This window comes from Mycobacterium appelbergii, from assembly GCF_032883035.1.
GTDB lineage: Bacteria > Actinomycetota > Actinomycetes > Mycobacteriales > Mycobacteriaceae > Mycobacterium > Mycobacterium appelbergii.
Genome location: NZ_JAMQTH010000014.1, coordinates 114805 through 131908 on the forward strand (window position 1 = coordinate 114805; position 17104 = coordinate 131908).

Genomic DNA, 17104 nt, shown 5'->3' on the forward strand with positions numbered 1-17104 from the left:
ACGGGATACCTTTCTTGACGATGACCGTAACGATGAACCGGCTCGCCGCGGCAGGCGCGGCGGCCCTGGCGACCGCGGTGCTGGTGCACCCCGCGTCGGCAGCCGCCGCCTCCAACTCCGCGACCACCTCGATCGCTGTCGATCCGGCCACCCAGATCGAAATGCACGTCAACGCCGACTGCGCGGGCGACCGGTGCACGTTCAACACCACCGCCAACCTGCTGGCAGGCGGCGCGCCCACCGGCTTCCCCGGGGACACCTGGGCCAGGCAGACCGTGACGCTGCGCAGCACGGACCGCAACGTCTGGCAGCAGGTCTCCTACAGCTCACCCTCCGGTATGCCGCGGGAGACCAAGGGCTCCAATCACGACAACGTGGTCTCCCGGATGCTCAAGTCGCTCAACAGCGTTGAGATCTCGGTGACCTACTTCGGCGGCGGCCCGATCGAGCGTTTCAAGCTCGACGGCGATTCGATGCCGATCGACTGGGGCAGCGGCCGGCCGGCCACCAACTCCACCCTGATCGCGTGCAGTCACATCCAGGTGGTCTACGGCGGGGTGAACCTCACCACCCCGGACGCCTGCGCGCAGACCACCTTCTGAGACTCCACCCCTACCGCGGCAGGCCGAGCAGCCGTTCGCCTGCCAGGGTCAGCAGGATCTGTTCGGTGCCGCCTGCGATGGTCAGGCAGCGGGTGTTGAGGAAGTCGTGCACCGTGGGGTTCTCCACCACACCGCCGCCTTCGGAGCGCTCCATGCGGAACTCCGACAGACCCTGCCGGTAGCGCACCCCGATCAGCTTGCGGGCGCTGGCCTGGGCACCGGTGTCGTGTCCTTCGACGGCCGCCTGCGCGATGCGCTGATCGAGCAGTGAGCCCACCTGTGCCCCCAGGATCAGGTCGCCGAGGCGGTCCTGATCGGCCGGATCGATGCCGGGGCCGCGCAGCGAATGCAGCAGTTCCTCCATCGGATTGCCCAGCGCGGTACCGCCTGCCATCGCCACGCGTTCGTTGGCCAGCGTGGTGCGGGCCAGCCGCCAGCCGTCGTTGACCGTGCCCACCACCATGTCGTCGGGCACGAACACGTCGTCGAAGAACACCTCGTTGAACAGTTCGTCGCCGGTGATCTCGCGCAGCGGACGGATCACGATGCCCGCCGACTTCATGTCGACGAGAAAATACGTGATGCCTTTATGTTTCGGCGCGTCCGGGTCGGTGCGGGCCAGGCAGACTCCCCAGTGCGCCTTCTGCGCCGCCGAGGTCCACACCTTCTGGCCGGTCAGTTTCCAGCCCGGCTTCCCATCCGAGCTCTCTGCGCGGACGGCCTTCATCCGCAACGCAGCCAGGTCCGAACCGGCACCGGGCTCGGAGAACAGCTGGCACCAGTTCAATTCGCCGCGCAGCGTTGGCGGCACGAACCGGTCGATCTGCTCAGGGCTGCCGTGCTCCAAGATGGTCGGCACGGCCCACCAGCCGATCACCAGGTCCGGTCGGTCCACTTTCGCCGCGGCCAGCTCCTGATCGATCAGCAGCTGCTCGGCCGGTGAGGCGTCACGGCCGTAGGGTTTCGGCCAGTGCGGCGCCAGCAAGCCGGAATCAGCCAGCGCCACCCGCTGTTTGTCGGCCGGCTCGGCAGCGACCGCAGCGACCGCGGCGCTGATCTCCGGACGCAGCTCCGCCACGGACTCCAGATCGATGCGCAGCTCGCGACGCACGCCCTCCTGCGTCAGCGCGGCAACGCGGCGCACCCAGCGGCGTCTGCCACCGAGGAAATGCGAAATGCCATATGCGCGACGCAGATACAGATGTGCATCGTGCTCCCAGGTGATGCCGATACCGCCGAGCACCTGAATGCAGTCCTTGGCGTTGGCCTGGGCGGCGTCGATACCGGTGGCCGCGGCGACCGCGGCCGCGATCGAGCACTGAGCGTCATCGGCCGCACCGGCGGCGCGGGCCGCATCAGCAGCCGACACCGAAGCCTGCTCGGACCGCAGCAGCATTTCGGCGCACATGTGCTTGACGGCCTGGAAGCTTCCGATCGGCTTGCCGAACTGCTCGCGCACCTTGGCGTACTCGGTGGCGGTCTGCAGCGCCCAGCGGGCCAGTCCCGCGGCTTCGGCCGACAGCACGGTTGCGGCCACATCCTCGAACCGCTGCACAGAGACCGCCAGCACCTCGCCAGGCACGGAATCCAGCACGACCCGGGCCAGCGGTACCGAGAAGTCGGTCGCCTTGAGCGGTTCGATCGTCACGCCCAGGGCCGCGGCGTCGATCAGCACGACCACGTCACCGACCGGTAGCAGCAGCACTCCGGCAGTGTCGGCGCCCAGCACGTGCTCGACGGTGCCGGAGACCAGGCCGCCATCGATCTGCAGCTCGGTGTTCAGCGCGACGCCTGCGCTGCGCTCCCCCGAGACCAGGGCTTCGAGCACTTCGGCGTTGCCGGTGACCAGGGTCGCCAACGCCGTCGTGGAGACCGGCCCCGGAACCATGGCTGCGGCTGCCTCGTCGACCATCGCGCACAGATCCTCGACGGTCCCACCGGCGCCGCCCTGGTCTTCAGCGACAGCGACACTGAAAATGCCCAGCTCAGACAGGCCGCGGTAGGTCGCCCGCCAAGCTTGCGGATCGTGCTCGACCTCACGCACGGCGGCCACCGCGCCGGACGCCGCGGCCCAGCTCCGCACCAAATCGCGGGCGGCGAACTGCTCGGAGGCACTGGTCCCCTGGGACAACACTGACACGGTCGACTCCTAGCCGTAGGACGAGAAGTCCATGCTTCTCACTAGAACGTGTTCTAATGGTGACAGTGTTCGACCGTCAAGTCGACCGGCGTTGCAGCAGGACACGCCCGTGTCTTACCGGCTCGGGGGTGAGATGAAGGAGACCGGCGTGCGTATCGTTTTCGACGAGGTACGCAATGAGAAGGAGTCGCCCACGACATGGCCGGATTGTCACAGCCAGCACGGCCCGAATCATCCGGCTCGGATTCGCGACCACGTGAGGTGACGAACGTGGCGGTCCTCACCGAGTCGGAACTCGGCTCCGAAGCCCAGCGCGAGCGGCGTAAGCGCATCCTCGACGCCACGCTGGCCATCGCCTCCAAGGGCGGTTATGAAGCGGTGCAGATGCGCGCGGTGGCCGAACGGGCCGACGTCGCGGTCGGCACGCTCTACCGTTACTTCCCGTCCAAGGTGCATCTGCTGGTATCGGCGCTGGGACGCGAGTTCGAGCGCATCGACGCCAAAACCGACCGGGCCGCACTGGCAGGCGGCACCCCGTACCAGCGGCTGAATTTCATGGTCGGCAAGCTCAACCGGGCGATGCAACGCAATCCGCTGCTCACCGAGGCCATGACGAGAGCCTTCGTCTTCGCTGACGCCTCGGCCGCCGGCGAGGTCGACCACGTCGGCAAGCTGATGGACTCGATGTTCGCGCGCGCCATGAGCGACGGCGAGCCGACCGAGGACCAGTACCACATCGCCAGGGTCATCTCCGATGTGTGGCTGTCCAACCTGCTGGCCTGGCTGACCCGGCGCGCCTCGGCGACCGACGTCAGCAAGCGACTGGACCTGGCCGTGCGCCTGCTGATCGGCGCAGAGGACCAACCTAAGATCTAGCGGGTGAGCGATACCCGGGCCGACCTGTCGCGTGTTCTCAGCGAGGCGGCGCGGGCCACCCGCTTGCTGGTCACCTCGGACTTCGACGGCACGCTCGCCCCGATCGTCAACCATCCGGCCGATGCGCGTCCGCTGGCCGATGCCGCTGAGACGCTGGTCGCCCTGTCCGAATGTCCCGACACCGTCACCGCGCTGATCTCCGGGCGCGCGCTGGAGGTGCTGCGGGACCTGTCGGGGATGCCCGCCGCGGTGCATCTGGTCGGCAGTCACGGTGCCGAGTTCGATTCCGGTTTCACCCATCCCATCGACGAATCCCTGTTGCGCACGATCGCCGCGGAGCTGGCCTCGATCGCGGCGGACAAGCCCGGCGTCACCGTCGAACTCAAGCCCGCCAGCGTCGCCCTGCACGTACGCAATGCCGACCCCGCCGACGCCGAGGCCGCCCTCACCGAGGCCCGTAACGCGTCGCAGTCCTGGAACGCCCAGTTGACCGAGGGTAAGGCCGTGCTCGAATTCGCGGTGATCTCAACGGACAAGGGTGAGGCGATCGACATCCTGCGTGACACGCACAACGCCTCGACGGTGGTGTATTTCGGCGACGACGTCACCGATGAGAAGGCCTTCCGGGCGCTGCGCGGCAACGACGTCGGCGTCAAGGTCGGCCCGGGCGACACCCTGGCCGGCTACCGGGTGGCCGAGCCGAAAGACGTTGCGGCAGCATTGAAGTACCTGCTCGGCGAGCGGCGGGCCCGCTAGGCGGGCGGACCCGACGTGCGGCCACGCACCACCTCGGTCTCCAGCACGTCGATGACCGGCAGTCCCGAGCGCGGCGGATGATGCAGCACCCGACCGGCCCGGCGGCCCTTCTCCACGCTGGACTGCACGACCGTGGTCAGGCCGCGCCGCAATGCCTCGGGGACCCCGTCGAATCCGGTGACGGTCATCTGTCCCGGCACGTAGATGCCGCGGGAGCGCAGGTGGTCCATGGCCGAGATGGCAAGCACGTCGGCCGTGCACATCAGCGCGGTGATGCGCGGGTTGGCCTGCAACGCCACCTCCGCGGCCGCACCACCGGAACTCGCCAGGTGCTCGTAGCTTTCCACCACGGTCAGCGAGCCGGGCGGCAGACCGGCACCGAGGATCGCGTCGTACACACCGTGGATACGCTCCCGTTGCACGTGGAAGTGGGGTGTCTGGACGCGCTCCGGGTCGGCCAGCGCCGGCTTCTGTGGATCGCCGTGGGGCCAGTCGCGGCCCAGCCGCATGGTGAGCAGACCGATATCACGGTGACCGAGCTCCAGCAGATACTCGGTCAGCTGCCGCATGGCGGCCCGGTCGTCGATGCCGATGCGCGACACACCGGACACGTCCTTGGGCTGATCCACCACCACGACGGGTAGATGCCGCTGCCGCACGAGCGGCAGGTACGGGTCGTCGTCGGAGACGGAGTACACCACGAAGCCGTCGACCCCGGCGGAGAGCACCGCCGCCGAGCCTTCCTCGAAGGTGCGGTTGGGCCCCACCGCGACCAGCAGTAGGCCCTGGCCGGCTTCCTCGCACGATTCGGCAAGCCCGGCAACGAAATCCAGCGCGGCCGGATCGCTGAACGAATAATTGAGCGGTTCGGTGACCATCAGCCCCACTGCGCCCGCCCTGCGGGTGCGCAGTGAACGTGCCACCGGATCGGGTCCGGGATAGCCAAGCCGCTTGGCCGCCTCGAAGATTCGGTCGCGCAAATCCGCCGAAAGCTGATCCGGACGGTTGTAGGCGTTGGAGATCGTGGTGCGCGAAACCTTCAGATCCGCCGCCAGTGAAGCCAGGGTGGCCCGTCTCGGCGGGTCAGGACTCCTGGACATGCTCTCTGAGGCTAGTGGATGGCCGAGTGCACAGCCCGGTTGCCCACCCATACCACCAGCCAGATCACGCAGGCGATGGTCACGATGACGAAACTGGGGGGCATGTTGAAGATCGCGGACACCGCCAATCCCGCCCACACCGACGCCAGGCTGATGCCCGTCGAAATCGCCATCGCGGCCAGCGGTTGAGCCGTCAGCATGATCGCCGTCGCCGCAGGGGTGACGACCAGCGCGAACAACAACAGCGTGCCCACGGCCTGCACGGCCATGGTGACGGCCACCCCGAGCAACGCCATGAACAGGATTGACAGGGCCTTGACCGGAACCCCCTTGGCCTCGGCGACCTGCGCATTGACCGACGCGAACAGCAGCGGACGGTAGACGAAGATGATGGTGGCGGCCAGGAGCACCAGCAACGCGGTGAAGGTCAGCAACTGCTGATGCGTGATCGCCAGCAGATTGCCGAAGAGCACGTTGGTCAGTGTCGACGAGTTCTTGGTGGCCAGCGAATTGAAGAACAGGCCGAACCCGGTGGCCAGTGCCAGCACCGTGCCCGTAGCCACCTCCCGGTCGGCGGCGCGTTTGCCCATCGCACCGATCACCAGGGCGCCGCCGATACAGAACACGCCGAGGCCCAGCACCACGGGCAACCCGAGCAGCGCGGCGCCGGTGGCACCGGGAAGACCGATGTGTGCCAGCGCGTGTGCGGCGAACGCGGTGTTGCGCACGATGATGAAGTATCCGATCAGCCCGGCGGCGAGAGCGACGAGCGTGCCGCCGATCAGCGCGTTGCGCATGAACGCCGAACTCAGGATCTGCCACCAGTTGTGCTGGTAGCCCAATGCCAGGTTTCCCGCAGCCAGCAGGCCCGTCGGCATCACCCCCCGCTCCTCATGTACATCTGCCCCTGCAGCGTGTTGGCGACCTGCACCCTGGTGCCGTACAGATGCGTCAGCAGGTCGGCGTCGACGACCTCGTGGATGGCGGCATGGTGAGCATGCCCGTCCAGCAGATAGATTGCGCTGTCCAACACCTCCAGCAGTGGGTTCAGGTCGTGGGCGACCACCAGAATCGTCACATCGAGATCGTTGTTCAGGCGCGCCAGCAGAGACACGATCTCGTGCTGGTTGCGCAGGTCCAACGCGGCAAGCGGTTCGTCGAGGATGAGTAGTTTCGGCTGCCCCACAAGAGCATTGGCCAGGGCCACCCGCTGACGCTGGCCGCCGGAGAGCTGCGAGACGCGCATATCGGCGAAGTCGGTGGCCTCCACCCAGTCCAGCGCCTCGGTGACCCGGTCCTGGTCGGCGCGGCTGGTGCGACCGAACCCCCAGCGGCGCCCGGTCAGGCCCAATGTGACCGCATCCCTGGCACGGATCGCCTCACCCGCTCCGGCGACGTAGTCCTGCGGTACGTAGCCGATCAGGTCGTTGTGCTCACCGGGGCGGCCGTCGAGCACCTGTACCGAACCCGATGCGACCGGCAGCAGGCCCAGCACGACCTGCAGCATGGTCGACTTACCGGACCCGTTGGATCCGATCAGCGCGACGATGCCGCCTGCCGGGATCGAGAAGGTGCCCTCCGACCAGATCAGGCGGCCGCCGCGGACCACGCTGACATCGTCGAAGACCAGTGCCGGTGCCGTGTCGTCGTCGGGCACTAGGGCTGGATTTTCAGGGCGTCGGCTAACGCGGTGAGTTGGTTCACCTGCCAAGCCTCGAACGAATCCGCTCCCGGCGCCACCGTTTCGGTGACATCCACCACCGGAACACCCGCACTCTCGGCCGCGGCGCGCAGTTGCTGGGGCACCGAGCCCTCGGTCTGGGTGTTGTAGATCAACACATCGACGCCCTTGTCACCGAGCAACCGCAGGAACGCGTCGAGATCCGCGGGCGAGGGATCGGCCTCATTGGAGGAGGCGACCTGATAGCCCGCAGGCGTGCGGTTGGTCAGGCCGGCCGCAGCGGCCATGTCGTCGAAGACGGCTTCCGTCGCGGCGTAGCTCTTACCGGAGGCTCCGTTCTTGATGTCATCGATCAGCTTCTGGTAGGGACGCATCGACTCGGTGAACTCCGTGTGCCTTTCGGCGAAGTAATCCTTTGCCTCAGGGGACAATTCGCTGAGCTTCGCGGTGACCGCATCGGACACTGCGGTCACCGCGGCCGGGCTGTACCAGGCATGCGGATTGGTTTCCTCGGCATGAGCGTCGTGGTCGTGGCCCTCGTGATCGTGGTCGGTGCTGTCCTCGATCGCCGCGACCACCGGTGCGTCCGGCGCCGAACTTTCGGCGAGCTTGCTCGCCCACTCGTCGTAGTGACCCCCGTTGATCACCACGAGTTGCGCGCCCTCGAACTTCGCTGCGTCCGACGGCGACGGCTCGAAGTCGTGCGGGTCGACCGACGATCCGGCAAGCACCGTGGTCACCTTTGCGCACGCGCCGCCCAGGCTTGAGACGATGTCGCCCCACTGGTCGACGCTGACCACCACGTCGACCGGAGCGGCCGGACACTCACCCGTCGGACCCGCACTCCCGGAGGTGTCGTCGGAGCCGCAGGCCGCCAGGCCGAAGGGGGCAACGAGCACCAATCCGGCGGTCAGCATGCGGAGCTTGAGGTTCACGGGCAAAGTCACGCCGATAACGATAACCGTTTGCATTAGCTGGCGCACATCGGGCTCCTAGTGCTCGTGACCCACCGCACCGCTCAACTCGTTCGGCGTGTGGTCGAGGGTCACCGAAGCGGTCACCTCACCGGATTCCACGTCGAGAAGATGCAGCTCGTTGGTGGCGGAGTCGGCGACGTAGACATCGTGGCCCCGCGCGAACACGCTGGGTCGCGGCTGCTGCCAGTCGTCGGGCTCGGTCCACGGCTTCGCCACGGTGATGGTCTTCTCGGTGGCGCCAGAGACCGGATCGACGACGTGGAGATTTCCGTCGGTCCCCAGGATCAGCCCTTCACCGTGCGGGCCACGCGCCAGTGAACGGAACGAGTAGCTGACCGACGGGGGCAGTGCCACCAGCCGCAGTTGGTCGCTGGCGGTGTCGATGAGCGCGAACTGGTTCGGCCGCTCGAGCTCGGCGTCGGGATCGACCTTGAAATCAGCCAGCGCCACCGGCGAATCGTCGTGCCCCTTGACCGTGCCCACCCGGCCGTAGTCGCCAGGCGCCGCGACCTTGGTGAAGGCGCGGTCGGCGTAGGTCAATACCCCGTTTTCACAACCGAACACCACCGTCCCGCCTTCGACGACGCCTTCACCGTGAATACCGGGGCATTCGGCGTTGCGGGCGATCTCACGGTTCTCGGCGTCGAACGCGACGGCGCCGGTGCGCTCGTCGGGATCGCCCTCGCTGCGCACCCAACTGCCGTCGGCCAGTACCACGGCCACCCCGTGATGCGGAGTCGGCGAGCTCAGCTTTGCGGTCTCGACGAGGTCATGCGGGTCCAGAACGGTGATCTCACCTGACCCGTCGGCGAACAGCGCGGTGCGTTCGCCGTGCGGCACCACGTGGCCCGGTTCTGCTGCGGGGAATGTGGTCTCGGTCAGCGCGCCGGCGCGGGCGTCGAGCACCTGGAAACCCTGATCGGTGGACACCAACACGTGTGCATCGTCCCCGGCCGGGTTCACCCGAAGGAAGCCTTCCATCGGGATGTCGGCCTTGACCTCCAGATTGGTCCCGTCGAGCACGTACATCCCGCCGTCGTACGTCACCACCAGTGGCTCCGCGATCTGTTGCTGCTCAGGCTCACTGCCGCACCCGGCCGCTACCAGGGTCAGCGCTCCGAGGGTTGCCGCCACTGCAATGGGTCTTGTCATCCGGTCTCCTTGTTGGGTAATGACGTCACATCAGGTTGGTAACAATGGTTTCGGTGTTGGCCCGCATCATGGCGAGGTAACTGTCCGCGGGTGTTCCCGGCTCGCTGAGGGATTCGGTGTAGAGCGTGACGACGTTGACGTTCACCCCGGCGTGCTCGGCGAGCACCCGCGCCAACCGGTCGGGCTGCGAGGAATCCACGAAGATGGCAGGCACACCGGCGGTGCGCACTGCCCGCGTCAGCGATTCGAGGTCCGATGCGCTGGGTGAGGCAAGGGTGGTGCCACTCGGTATCACCGCACCGATCACGGTGAAGTCGAATCGATCGGCCAGATAGCCGAGCACGTGGTGGTTGGTGACGAGTTTGCGACGCTCGGCGGGTATCACCGCGAACCGGGCGGCCATCGCCTCCGACAGGCGGGTCAACTCGTCGCGATACCGTCCGGCATTGGCCGTTATTGCCCCACTGTCGATTCCTGGCAGCTCACCGATCCGGTCCGCGATCACATCGACCGCCAGGACCATCCGCTGCGGATCGGTCCAGAAATGCGGATCGATCCCGCTGTCGTCGGTGCCCGAAAGCCGGAGCGGATCGACATGATCGCCGACGGGCAGGGTCGCGACACCGTCTTCGGCTGCGGCGTCGACATGACGTTGCATGGACTCTTCCAGGCCCAGCCCGTTGTAGACGACGAGATCGGAATCGCTCATCTGGGCCGCGTCGGCCGCCGACAGACTCGACGAGTGCGGATCGGCGTTGGGCTTCATCAGCACGCGGACATCGGCTGTGTCACCGACGATCTGGCGTACCACATCGCCCAGGATCGTGGTGGTGACCACGATGTCCGGCCGGCCGTCGCCACCCCCCTGGGCGCCGCAGGCTGCCGTCACCGCCACGACCACACCGATGACCAGCAGCCGCCACCACCGCCCGCTCATCGGCCCGTCTCCACCATGAAGCCAGGAGCGACAGAGGTTTTCAGCGTGCGCGCCAGCCGCAGCGGGTCGGCGTAATCGATCTCGTAGACGGCCCGGGCGGCGACGTCGTTGATGTAGGCCCGGTCGGCATCGACCTCGATCACGGGCGCCGCCGATGACACCGGCCCACTGAACAATTGGAGGGCGCCGGTCTGCGTTCCGGAGGGCACATCGAAGGCACGCAGCTGTCCGTCTTCGGTCAGTGCCAGCACAGATTCGGCTGAGATGGTGTTGACCGCGACCGCACCGGGAATCCGAACCGACGCCCAGTCACCACGCTTGGCGTTCAGCACCCAGACGTCGTCTCCGGCGATCGCGGCCAGCGTCATACCGCCGTGACGGTGCACGAGCGGGCCCGGCTGCACTGTGGGACCGCCGTTTCCGAACGGCAGCTGTTGCGCCACGAGCTTCCCGGCCCGTTTCGAGATCTTCACCGCACCGTCGGCACAGCCGAATACGACCGCACCACTCACCAGAGCCGACCCCGTCACCCCGGGGCATTGCCCCAACGTCTGCCGCGCACCGTCCCATGTGATGGCATTGACCGCGCCGCTGGGCGTCACCGCCACCAGATCCGCACCGAGCGGCATGACTGCGGCGGCATCGCGCAGACCGTCGAACCCGGCTGCGGATGCGATGTGGTGCTCGCCCAGGCGTTTCCGGTCGAGCACCTCGACTGTGCCGTCGCCGCGGCGCAGCGCGGTGAGATCGCGCTGTCCATCGGCGCGCTCGACCCGGCCGTCGACGGTGCCTGCCACGCCGGGGGCCATGACGTAATAGTGCGAGTGGTCGCCATGGTCGAATGTCCACGATCCGGCGTCAACGATCGTCAGCCCTGTCTCGCCGTGCAGGTAGGCAAACCGCCCATCACCGCTGACCCCGCCGGTCGGACCGAACTCGCCGAGCGACTCCTCGGTTTCGCCACCGGCGTCGTACACCACCGTCGCACCGGTGCCCGGCTCGACCAGCACCAGCCGGGTCACGGGATCCGCGCTCTCCCGCGCATCGATTCCTGTGTCGTCGTGGGCTGCCGACGTGGCTGGCACAGCGGGCTTTTCCGCGGGGGCGCAACCGGCCAGCACCAGCACGGCGGCCAGGACGAGAGACAGCGTCCTCATGCGGGTACCGCCTCCCGGCGCGACGTCACGGCGACAGCGGTGGCTGCGCAGAAGAAGATTCCGACGGCCACGGCGGCAATGCTCGCGCCGCCTGCCGTCGCGGCGTGCCAGGACAGCAGCAGGCCCAGCCAGACCGACAACACGCCGATGACGGCTGCCAGCGCCATGATGCGGCCGATGGAATGTGCCAGGAGCGTGGCGGCCGCAGGCGGTGCCACCAGCAGGCCGAGCACCAGCAGGGTGCCGACCACGTGGAACGAGGCGACGATCGCGACGGCGATCAACACCGTGAGCGCAATGCCTGCGAGCTGCGGTTGCAGCCGCAGCGTGGCCGCCTTGCGCGGGTCGAAGGTCACGGCGACGAACGCGCGACGGCCGACGAATGCGACGGCGGCGATGCCGACCAGTGCTACGCCCAGCATCGCGATATCGCCCGTGCGCACACCCAGGACGTCACCGAACAGGAAAGCCGTGAGATCGACTGCGTAGCTGCTGGAATGGGATACGGCGATGACCCCGACGGCGAGCATGCCGACCAGCAGCAGACCGATACTGGTGTCGGAGGAGAACCGCGCCGACCGGTTCAGCGCCGCGACACCGTAGGCCATTCCCAGCGCAGCGATCATCGCACCGACGAACACATTTCCGCCCAGCGCCGAGGCCAGCGCGACACCGGGCAGCATGCCGTGCGACATCGCGTCACCGAGGAACACCGCCCCCCGCAGCACGACCCAGGTTCCGACGATCGCGCACATCAAGGCCACCGCCGACCCCGCGATCGCCGCTCGCACGACGACCTCGGAGCCGAACGGTGCGCCCAACCAGTTCAGCATGCTTAAACTCTTATCATTAATGATAATCGTTTTCAATTTGGAGGTATCGTTGCATCCCGTCCTGCTGGACCGAGTGACGTTCGGCTACAACCGAAATCAGATATTCACCGAGCTGACGATCGAGATCGCCGGCTCGGCGACCACGGCGGTACTCGGCCCCAACGGCTGCGGCAAGTCGACCCTGCTCGGCCTCATCGCGGGCCTGCTACGCCCCCAGCAGGGTGTCGTCGACCTCGGAGGTGTCAATGACATCGCGCTGGCCGTACAGCGCGATCAGGTCGCCGACAGCTTTCCCATCACCGTGGCCGAGGCCGTGGCGATGGGACGCTGGCGGCGACGCGGCCTGCTGGGCCGGCTCAACGCTGCCGACCGCGACATCGTCGACTTCTGGGTGGCCGAGTTGGGGCTCGACGATCTGCGCAAGCGCCGGTTCGGCGAGCTGTCCGGCGGGCAGCGCCAGCGCGTGCTGCTCGCGCAGGCCTTCGCACAGCAGGCGCCGATCCTGCTACTCGACGAACCCACCGCCGGTCTCGACGCGGCAAGCGCCGAGACCGTCTACCGACAGTTGCGCAGGCTCGCCGAGTCCGGCACCACAGTCATCGCCGCCACCCACGACGACGATGCGTTCGATCGGTTCGACCACCGCCTCGACCTCGCCGGAATGTCGACCGCTACCGCAGTTCGTAACGGATGAGCCGAGCGCTGTTGGCCACCACGGCAACTGATGACGCATTGTGCAGAACTGCGGCGAGCACCGGGGACAACGAACCACCGGCCCCCACCAGGAGACCAATGGCATTGACCGCGATGGACATCGCATAGTTCTGCTGGATCACGTCGACGGCTCGCCCGCCCAGGTCCCGCACGTCGAGGAGCCGCCGCAGATCGTCACTGGCCAGCGCCACATCGGCGGTCTCGACCGCGACATCGGTGCCCCCGAGTCCCATCGCGATGCCGATGTCTGCCGCCGCCAGAGCGGGTGCGTCGTTGACGCCGTCACCGACAACCGCGACTGTGTGACCTTCGGCCTGCAGATCCCGGACCACCGCTAGCTTGTCCTCGGGCATGACCTCGGCACGCCATTCGGTAATACCGAGTTCCTCGGCCACCGCCGCGGCAGCGTCGGGATGATCGCCGGTCAGCATCACCAGTCGACACACCCCGGCGGCCCGCAGCGCCTGCAGCACCTCTACAGCCTCCGGTCTGACCTCGTCACGCAGGCTGATCAGACCGATCAGCTTTCCATCCACCGCCAGCAGCAACGGCGTCTCGGCACGCTTGCGCAGCTTGTCCACCCAATCCGATGCACGCTTGGTCACCCGGACGTTCTCCTGCTGGAGCAGCGACGGACTACCGAGTAGGAGCGTTCGCCCATCGGCCCTGGTCCGCATTCCCAACCCGACGAGCACCTCGCACTCCTCGTGCGGAGGTATTTCGATATGCCGTTCTTTGGTCGACCTGATGACGGCCGCGGCCAGCGGATGCCTCGCGTGGATCTCGGAACTCGCGGCGTAGGCAAGAACCTGTTCTGGCTCCCAGCCCTTCTGGAAGGCAACAACATTGGTGACAATGGGCCGGCCGACGGTGAGGGTTCCGGTCTTGTCGAAGACGACCGCGTCGACCTGGCCTGCTTGTTCCAGGTGCGACCCGCCCTTGATCAGGATGCCGCGCCGGGCGCCATTCCCGATCGCGGCGCTGATCGCGGTGGGCGTCGCCAAGCCCACCGCACAGGGGCAGGCGACCAGCAGCATCGTCATGGCACGGCGCACATCCCCGGTCACCATGAGCGTTGCAGCCGACAGCAGGAACGATGCGGGCACGAAGCGGCGGGAGAAATTCTCACCGATCGTCTGGATCGGCGCCCGGTCCTGCTGCGCTTCCTCCACCCGCGCGATGATCCGTCCGATCGTCGTCTGGGCACCGACCGCTTCAGCGGTGATGACCAACTCTCCACGCACAACGACAGAGCCTGCGTACACCTTGTCACCGGGAGTGATCGCCACCGGGAGGCTCTCTCCGGTGATGGCCGACTGATCGACGATGGCCTCGCCGGCACTGACCACGCCGTCGACTGCGATCGCCACCTGTTCGTGGACGATCACCTCGTCGCCGATTCGCACAGTGTCGATGGCCACCTCGATTTCGCCGCCGTCGGGCAGCCGGAGCCACACCGTATCCTGGGTGCCCTGAAGCAGATTGGCGATCGCGCGACGGGTGCGCCGCAGGGTCAGATCCTGGAGGTATTCGCCGATGTTGAGCAGCCATAGCACAGTCAGCGCCACCACGTTTTCGCGCAGCACCAGGCTGGCCACCGTGGCCGCTGAGACCAGCACGTCGGTCCCCGCGGCGCGATTGCCGGTCAGGGACCGCAGCGCACCGCGCAGAAACGGGTAGCCGGTGATGATGGTGGCCCCGGTGGCGAAAGTTCTGCTGGTTGGGCCGAGCAGCGGTGGCCGGGCTAAGCCGTAGCGTCGAATTCCCAACAATGCCAACGCAATCGCACCGATCGCCATGCGCATGACGTCGGCATTGTGGATGTCGGCGGAACGGGGTGTCCGAACCGGCACCAAACTGCGCGCCACGTCCGCGGCCGCCGAGATCGCCGCCATCACCGCGGCGCGATCACAGCGCTTCGGCGAGTACCACACCACCACGGAGGCGGTCCGCGGATAGGCGTGCACCACCCGAACGCCCGGCACCTGGTCCACCGCGTCCTCGATGGCAACCGCACGTATGGCGTCGCCACGGAACCATGGCGCCTGCACGCGCATCCGACCGGCGGCGTCGGACACGACCGTCAGGGCTGCCACAGTGCTCAGTGGTCGTGGGTGTGTCCGGCGTCCGAAACGGCGGGAGGCTGCGCTTCCTCACCGATCCGCTCCCGCGCCTCGGCCATCACGTCCGCAGCCTTCAACCGGGCCGATTCTGCGCCCTCTTCGGCCTTGCGGGTACCGCGCAGCGCCCACGCAGTGGTGGTCACCGCAGCCTCCCGCACCGGGGCCTTGGCGATCGCTTTACGCAACCCCTCATACGCCGCAACGCCAACAGCACCCGTGACGACCGTCGTCGCCGCTTTCGCCAGCAAACCGTGCAACACCATGCCGACAGCCTAACCCCCGGCGCCAGTGGGGGAAAATGATTGTCATTTTCGCCGCGCCGCGCGGTCGAACACCCAGGATCGGCTGGCATCATGGCCGCCGTGGCCATGAACCCGCCGGTGACGCGTTGGCGGCCCACGTCGATGCAAGCGCTCGTCGCCGGGATCGTGACCCTGGCACTCGTCGGCGGCCCGCTGCGCGGATTCGTGGTCGACACACCGGATGTGGCGACAGCCGCCACGGTGTTCTGCGGAGTGTTCGTGCAGGCGCTGCCGTTTCTGGCGCTCGGTGTGGTGATCAGCGGGCTGATCGCGGTGTTCGTGACCCCCGAGCGTCTGGCCCGCTGGCTGCCGCGCCGCACCGGCGCGGCAATCCTGGCCGCCGGTGTCGGCGGCGCGGCCCTACCTGGCTGTGAATGCGGTTCGGTTCCGGTGGCACGCAGGCTTTTCGGCGAGGGAGCGGTGGGCGCGGCGGCGCTGACCTTCATGCTGGCCGCACCTGCCATCAATCCCGTGGTGCTGGTGGCGACCGCGGTGGCGTTTCCCGGCCATCCGGAGATGGTGGCGGCGCGGTGCGCGGCCTCGCTGCTCACCGCGCTGGTCATGGGCGCGGCGTGGGCGCGGTTCGGCAGGCCGGAGTGGATCTCCCGGCGACTGCCCCAGCCGCACCACGGTGGCGGTTCCCGGTGGGAAGTCTTCACCGAGGCCGCCCGGCACGACTTCCTGACCGCTTGCTCCTACCTGGTGATCGGGGCTGCCGCCGCGGCCGCCCTGCACGTGCTGGTTCCCGTCTGGGTGTACGAGCATCTCGCAGGCCAGCTGCTGCTGGCAGTGGTGACAATGGCGTTGCTCGCGGTGGTGCTCGCCCTGTGTTCGGAGGCCGATGCCTTCGTCGCGGCGAGTCTCACGATGCTGCCACTGCTGCCCCGGCTGGTCTTTCTGGTGGTCGGACCGGCGGTCGACATCAAGCTTTTCGCCATGCAGGCCGGGATGTTCGGCCGCGCATTCGCAATCCGGTTCGCCCCGGCCACATTCGTGGTGGCGACCCTGGTGGCCACCGGGGTCGGGCTGCTTGTCCTGGGATCGGGATGAGCCGCGAAACCGAGAACGCACTACTGCTGCTGGTCGGGGTCAGCGCAGCGATCATCGCGGCCACCGGCAGCTACACCCGCTACGTCAAACCGTCCGTACTGCCATTCCTGATAGCGACCGCGGTGCTGCTCATCGCGCTGGCACTGGCGGCGATCACCCGCGACATCCGCCGGGGCGCCGCCGCCGAGCCCGGGCACGACCACGCGCACCGGTCGGGCACCGCCTGGCTGCTGCTCATCCCGATTGCCATGCTGGCGTTTGTGGTACCGCCGGCCATCCGGCCCGACGCGGCCTCGGTCAGCGAAGTCTCGACCGATGTACTGCGTCGGCCGTTCGCACCGCTGCCCGACGGCCGCGCCCCCGAACTCTCCTTACCCGATGTGCTCATCCGGGTCGCCCAGGACACCGCAGGCACACTCGACGGCCGCACCATCACGGTCCGCGGCTTCACCATGCGCGACGGCGACCGCACTGACCTGGCCCGGGTGGTCATCATCTGCTGTGCGGCCGATGCGCAACTGGCCCGCATCAGGTTGTCCGGACCCGCGACCGCCCAGATTTCGGGGTATCCGGAGAACACCTGGATCACCGTCGAAGGCACAGTTCCTGCCGGGCAGGGTGATTCGAGCCGACGGCAGCTCCCGACCATGTCCGTGCTGAGCGCCGCGCGCACCGATCCGCCGGCACACCCTTACGCGTGACCG

At 67.6% G+C, this 17104-nt stretch carries 17 protein-coding genes; 6 read left to right on the top strand and 11 right to left on the bottom strand.

The features are described 5' to 3' along the window. Positions 1 to 32: 32 nt before the first annotated feature. Positions 33 to 602: a hypothetical protein gene (locus M1247_RS27950; RefSeq protein ID WP_317159778.1), complete on the top strand. Its 570-nt coding sequence runs from the start codon at positions 33 to 35 to the stop codon at positions 600 to 602. A 10-nt stretch (positions 603 to 612) separates the two neighbouring features. Here M1247_RS27950 and M1247_RS27955 read toward each other — a convergent pair whose 3' ends face one another. Then, the gene (locus tag M1247_RS27955; protein ID WP_317159659.1) at positions 613 to 2742 is read right to left on the bottom strand and encodes an acyl-CoA dehydrogenase family protein; all 2130 of its coding nucleotides are present in this window, start codon (positions 2740 to 2742) and stop codon (positions 613 to 615) included. Between the two features lie 198 nt (positions 2743 to 2940). On the opposite strand from M1247_RS27955, the gene kstR reads away from it, so the two are divergent. Then, positions 2941 to 3618: a cholesterol catabolism transcriptional regulator KstR gene (gene kstR / locus M1247_RS27960; protein WP_458695261.1), complete on the top strand. Its 678-nt coding sequence runs from the start codon at positions 2941 to 2943 to the stop codon at positions 3616 to 3618. Between the two features lie 3 nt (positions 3619 to 3621). Beyond that, the gene (otsB, locus tag M1247_RS27965; RefSeq protein ID WP_317159661.1) at positions 3622 to 4374 is read left to right on the top strand and encodes a trehalose-phosphatase; all 753 of its coding nucleotides are present in this window, start codon (positions 3622 to 3624) and stop codon (positions 4372 to 4374) included. Here the strand turns inward: otsB and M1247_RS27970 are convergent. From M1247_RS27970 to aztB, 8 genes are read right to left on the bottom strand one after another with little or no spacing between them, the layout of a single operon-like run. Then, the gene (locus M1247_RS27970; RefSeq protein ID WP_317159662.1) at positions 4371 to 5474 is read right to left on the bottom strand and encodes an Rv3575c family transcriptional regulator; all 1104 of its coding nucleotides are present in this window, start codon (positions 5472 to 5474) and stop codon (positions 4371 to 4373) included. The genes otsB and M1247_RS27970 overlap by 4 nt on opposite strands. Before the next feature lie 11 nt (positions 5475 to 5485). Further along, positions 5486 to 6352 carry a metal ABC transporter permease gene (locus tag M1247_RS27975; RefSeq protein ID WP_317159779.1) on the bottom strand — a complete coding sequence of 289 codons (867 nt, stop codon included), beginning with the start codon at positions 6350 to 6352 and terminating at the stop codon, positions 5486 to 5488. Then, complete coding sequence (locus M1247_RS27980; protein WP_317159663.1) at positions 6352 to 7131, bottom strand: metal ABC transporter ATP-binding protein; 780 nt, start codon at positions 7129 to 7131, stop codon at positions 6352 to 6354. The genes M1247_RS27975 and M1247_RS27980 overlap by 1 nt, the downstream gene beginning before the upstream one ends. Then, positions 7131 to 8126, bottom strand: coding sequence for a metal ABC transporter solute-binding protein, Zn/Mn family (locus M1247_RS27985; protein ID WP_410506957.1), 996 nt, complete (start codon positions 8124 to 8126; stop codon positions 7131 to 7133). Before M1247_RS27985 ends, M1247_RS27980 begins: the two co-directional genes overlap by 1 nt. Positions 8127 to 8147: 21 nt before the next feature. Next, positions 8148 to 9284, bottom strand: a complete 1137-nt coding sequence (gene aztD / locus M1247_RS27990; protein WP_317159664.1) for a zinc metallochaperone AztD — start codon at positions 9282 to 9284, stop codon at positions 8148 to 8150. A 25-nt stretch (positions 9285 to 9309) separates the two neighbouring features. Then, positions 9310 to 10221 (bottom strand): zinc ABC transporter substrate-binding protein AztC, encoded by a 912-nt coding sequence (gene aztC / locus M1247_RS27995; RefSeq protein ID WP_317159665.1) that lies wholly within the window; start codon positions 10219 to 10221, stop codon positions 9310 to 9312. After that, positions 10218 to 11378 carry an ABC transporter gene (locus tag M1247_RS28000; RefSeq protein WP_317159666.1) on the bottom strand — a complete coding sequence of 387 codons (1161 nt, stop codon included), beginning with the start codon at positions 11376 to 11378 and terminating at the stop codon, positions 10218 to 10220. Before M1247_RS28000 ends, aztC begins: the two co-directional genes overlap by 4 nt. Next, positions 11375 to 12211 carry a zinc ABC transporter permease AztB gene (gene aztB, locus M1247_RS28005; protein ID WP_317159667.1) on the bottom strand — a complete coding sequence of 279 codons (837 nt, stop codon included), beginning with the start codon at positions 12209 to 12211 and terminating at the stop codon, positions 11375 to 11377. Before aztB ends, M1247_RS28000 begins: the two co-directional genes overlap by 4 nt. A 37-nt stretch (positions 12212 to 12248) precedes the next feature. On the opposite strand from aztB, the gene aztA reads away from it, so the two are divergent. Continuing rightward, positions 12249 to 12905, top strand: a complete 657-nt coding sequence (aztA, locus tag M1247_RS28010) for a zinc ABC transporter ATP-binding protein AztA (RefSeq protein WP_317159668.1) — start codon at positions 12249 to 12251, stop codon at positions 12903 to 12905. Here the strand turns inward: aztA and M1247_RS28015 are convergent. Continuing rightward, entirely contained in the window at positions 12883 to 15021 is a 2139-nt protein-coding gene (locus M1247_RS28015) for a heavy metal translocating P-type ATPase (protein WP_458695262.1), read from the bottom strand. The genes aztA and M1247_RS28015 overlap by 23 nt on opposite strands. Before the next feature lie 5 nt (positions 15022 to 15026). Then, positions 15027 to 15311, bottom strand: a complete 285-nt coding sequence (locus M1247_RS28020; RefSeq protein ID WP_317159669.1) for a DUF1490 family protein — start codon at positions 15309 to 15311, stop codon at positions 15027 to 15029. A gap of 90 nt (positions 15312 to 15401) precedes the next feature. On the opposite strand from M1247_RS28020, the gene M1247_RS28025 reads away from it, so the two are divergent. Beyond that, positions 15402 to 16400: a permease gene (locus M1247_RS28025; RefSeq protein ID WP_317159670.1), complete on the top strand. Its 999-nt coding sequence runs from the start codon at positions 15402 to 15404 to the stop codon at positions 16398 to 16400. Continuing rightward, positions 16397 to 17101, top strand: coding sequence for a TIGR03943 family putative permease subunit (locus M1247_RS28030; RefSeq protein WP_317159671.1), 705 nt, complete (start codon positions 16397 to 16399; stop codon positions 17099 to 17101). The genes M1247_RS28025 and M1247_RS28030 overlap by 4 nt, the downstream gene beginning before the upstream one ends. Positions 17102 to 17104 lie beyond the last annotated feature (3 nt).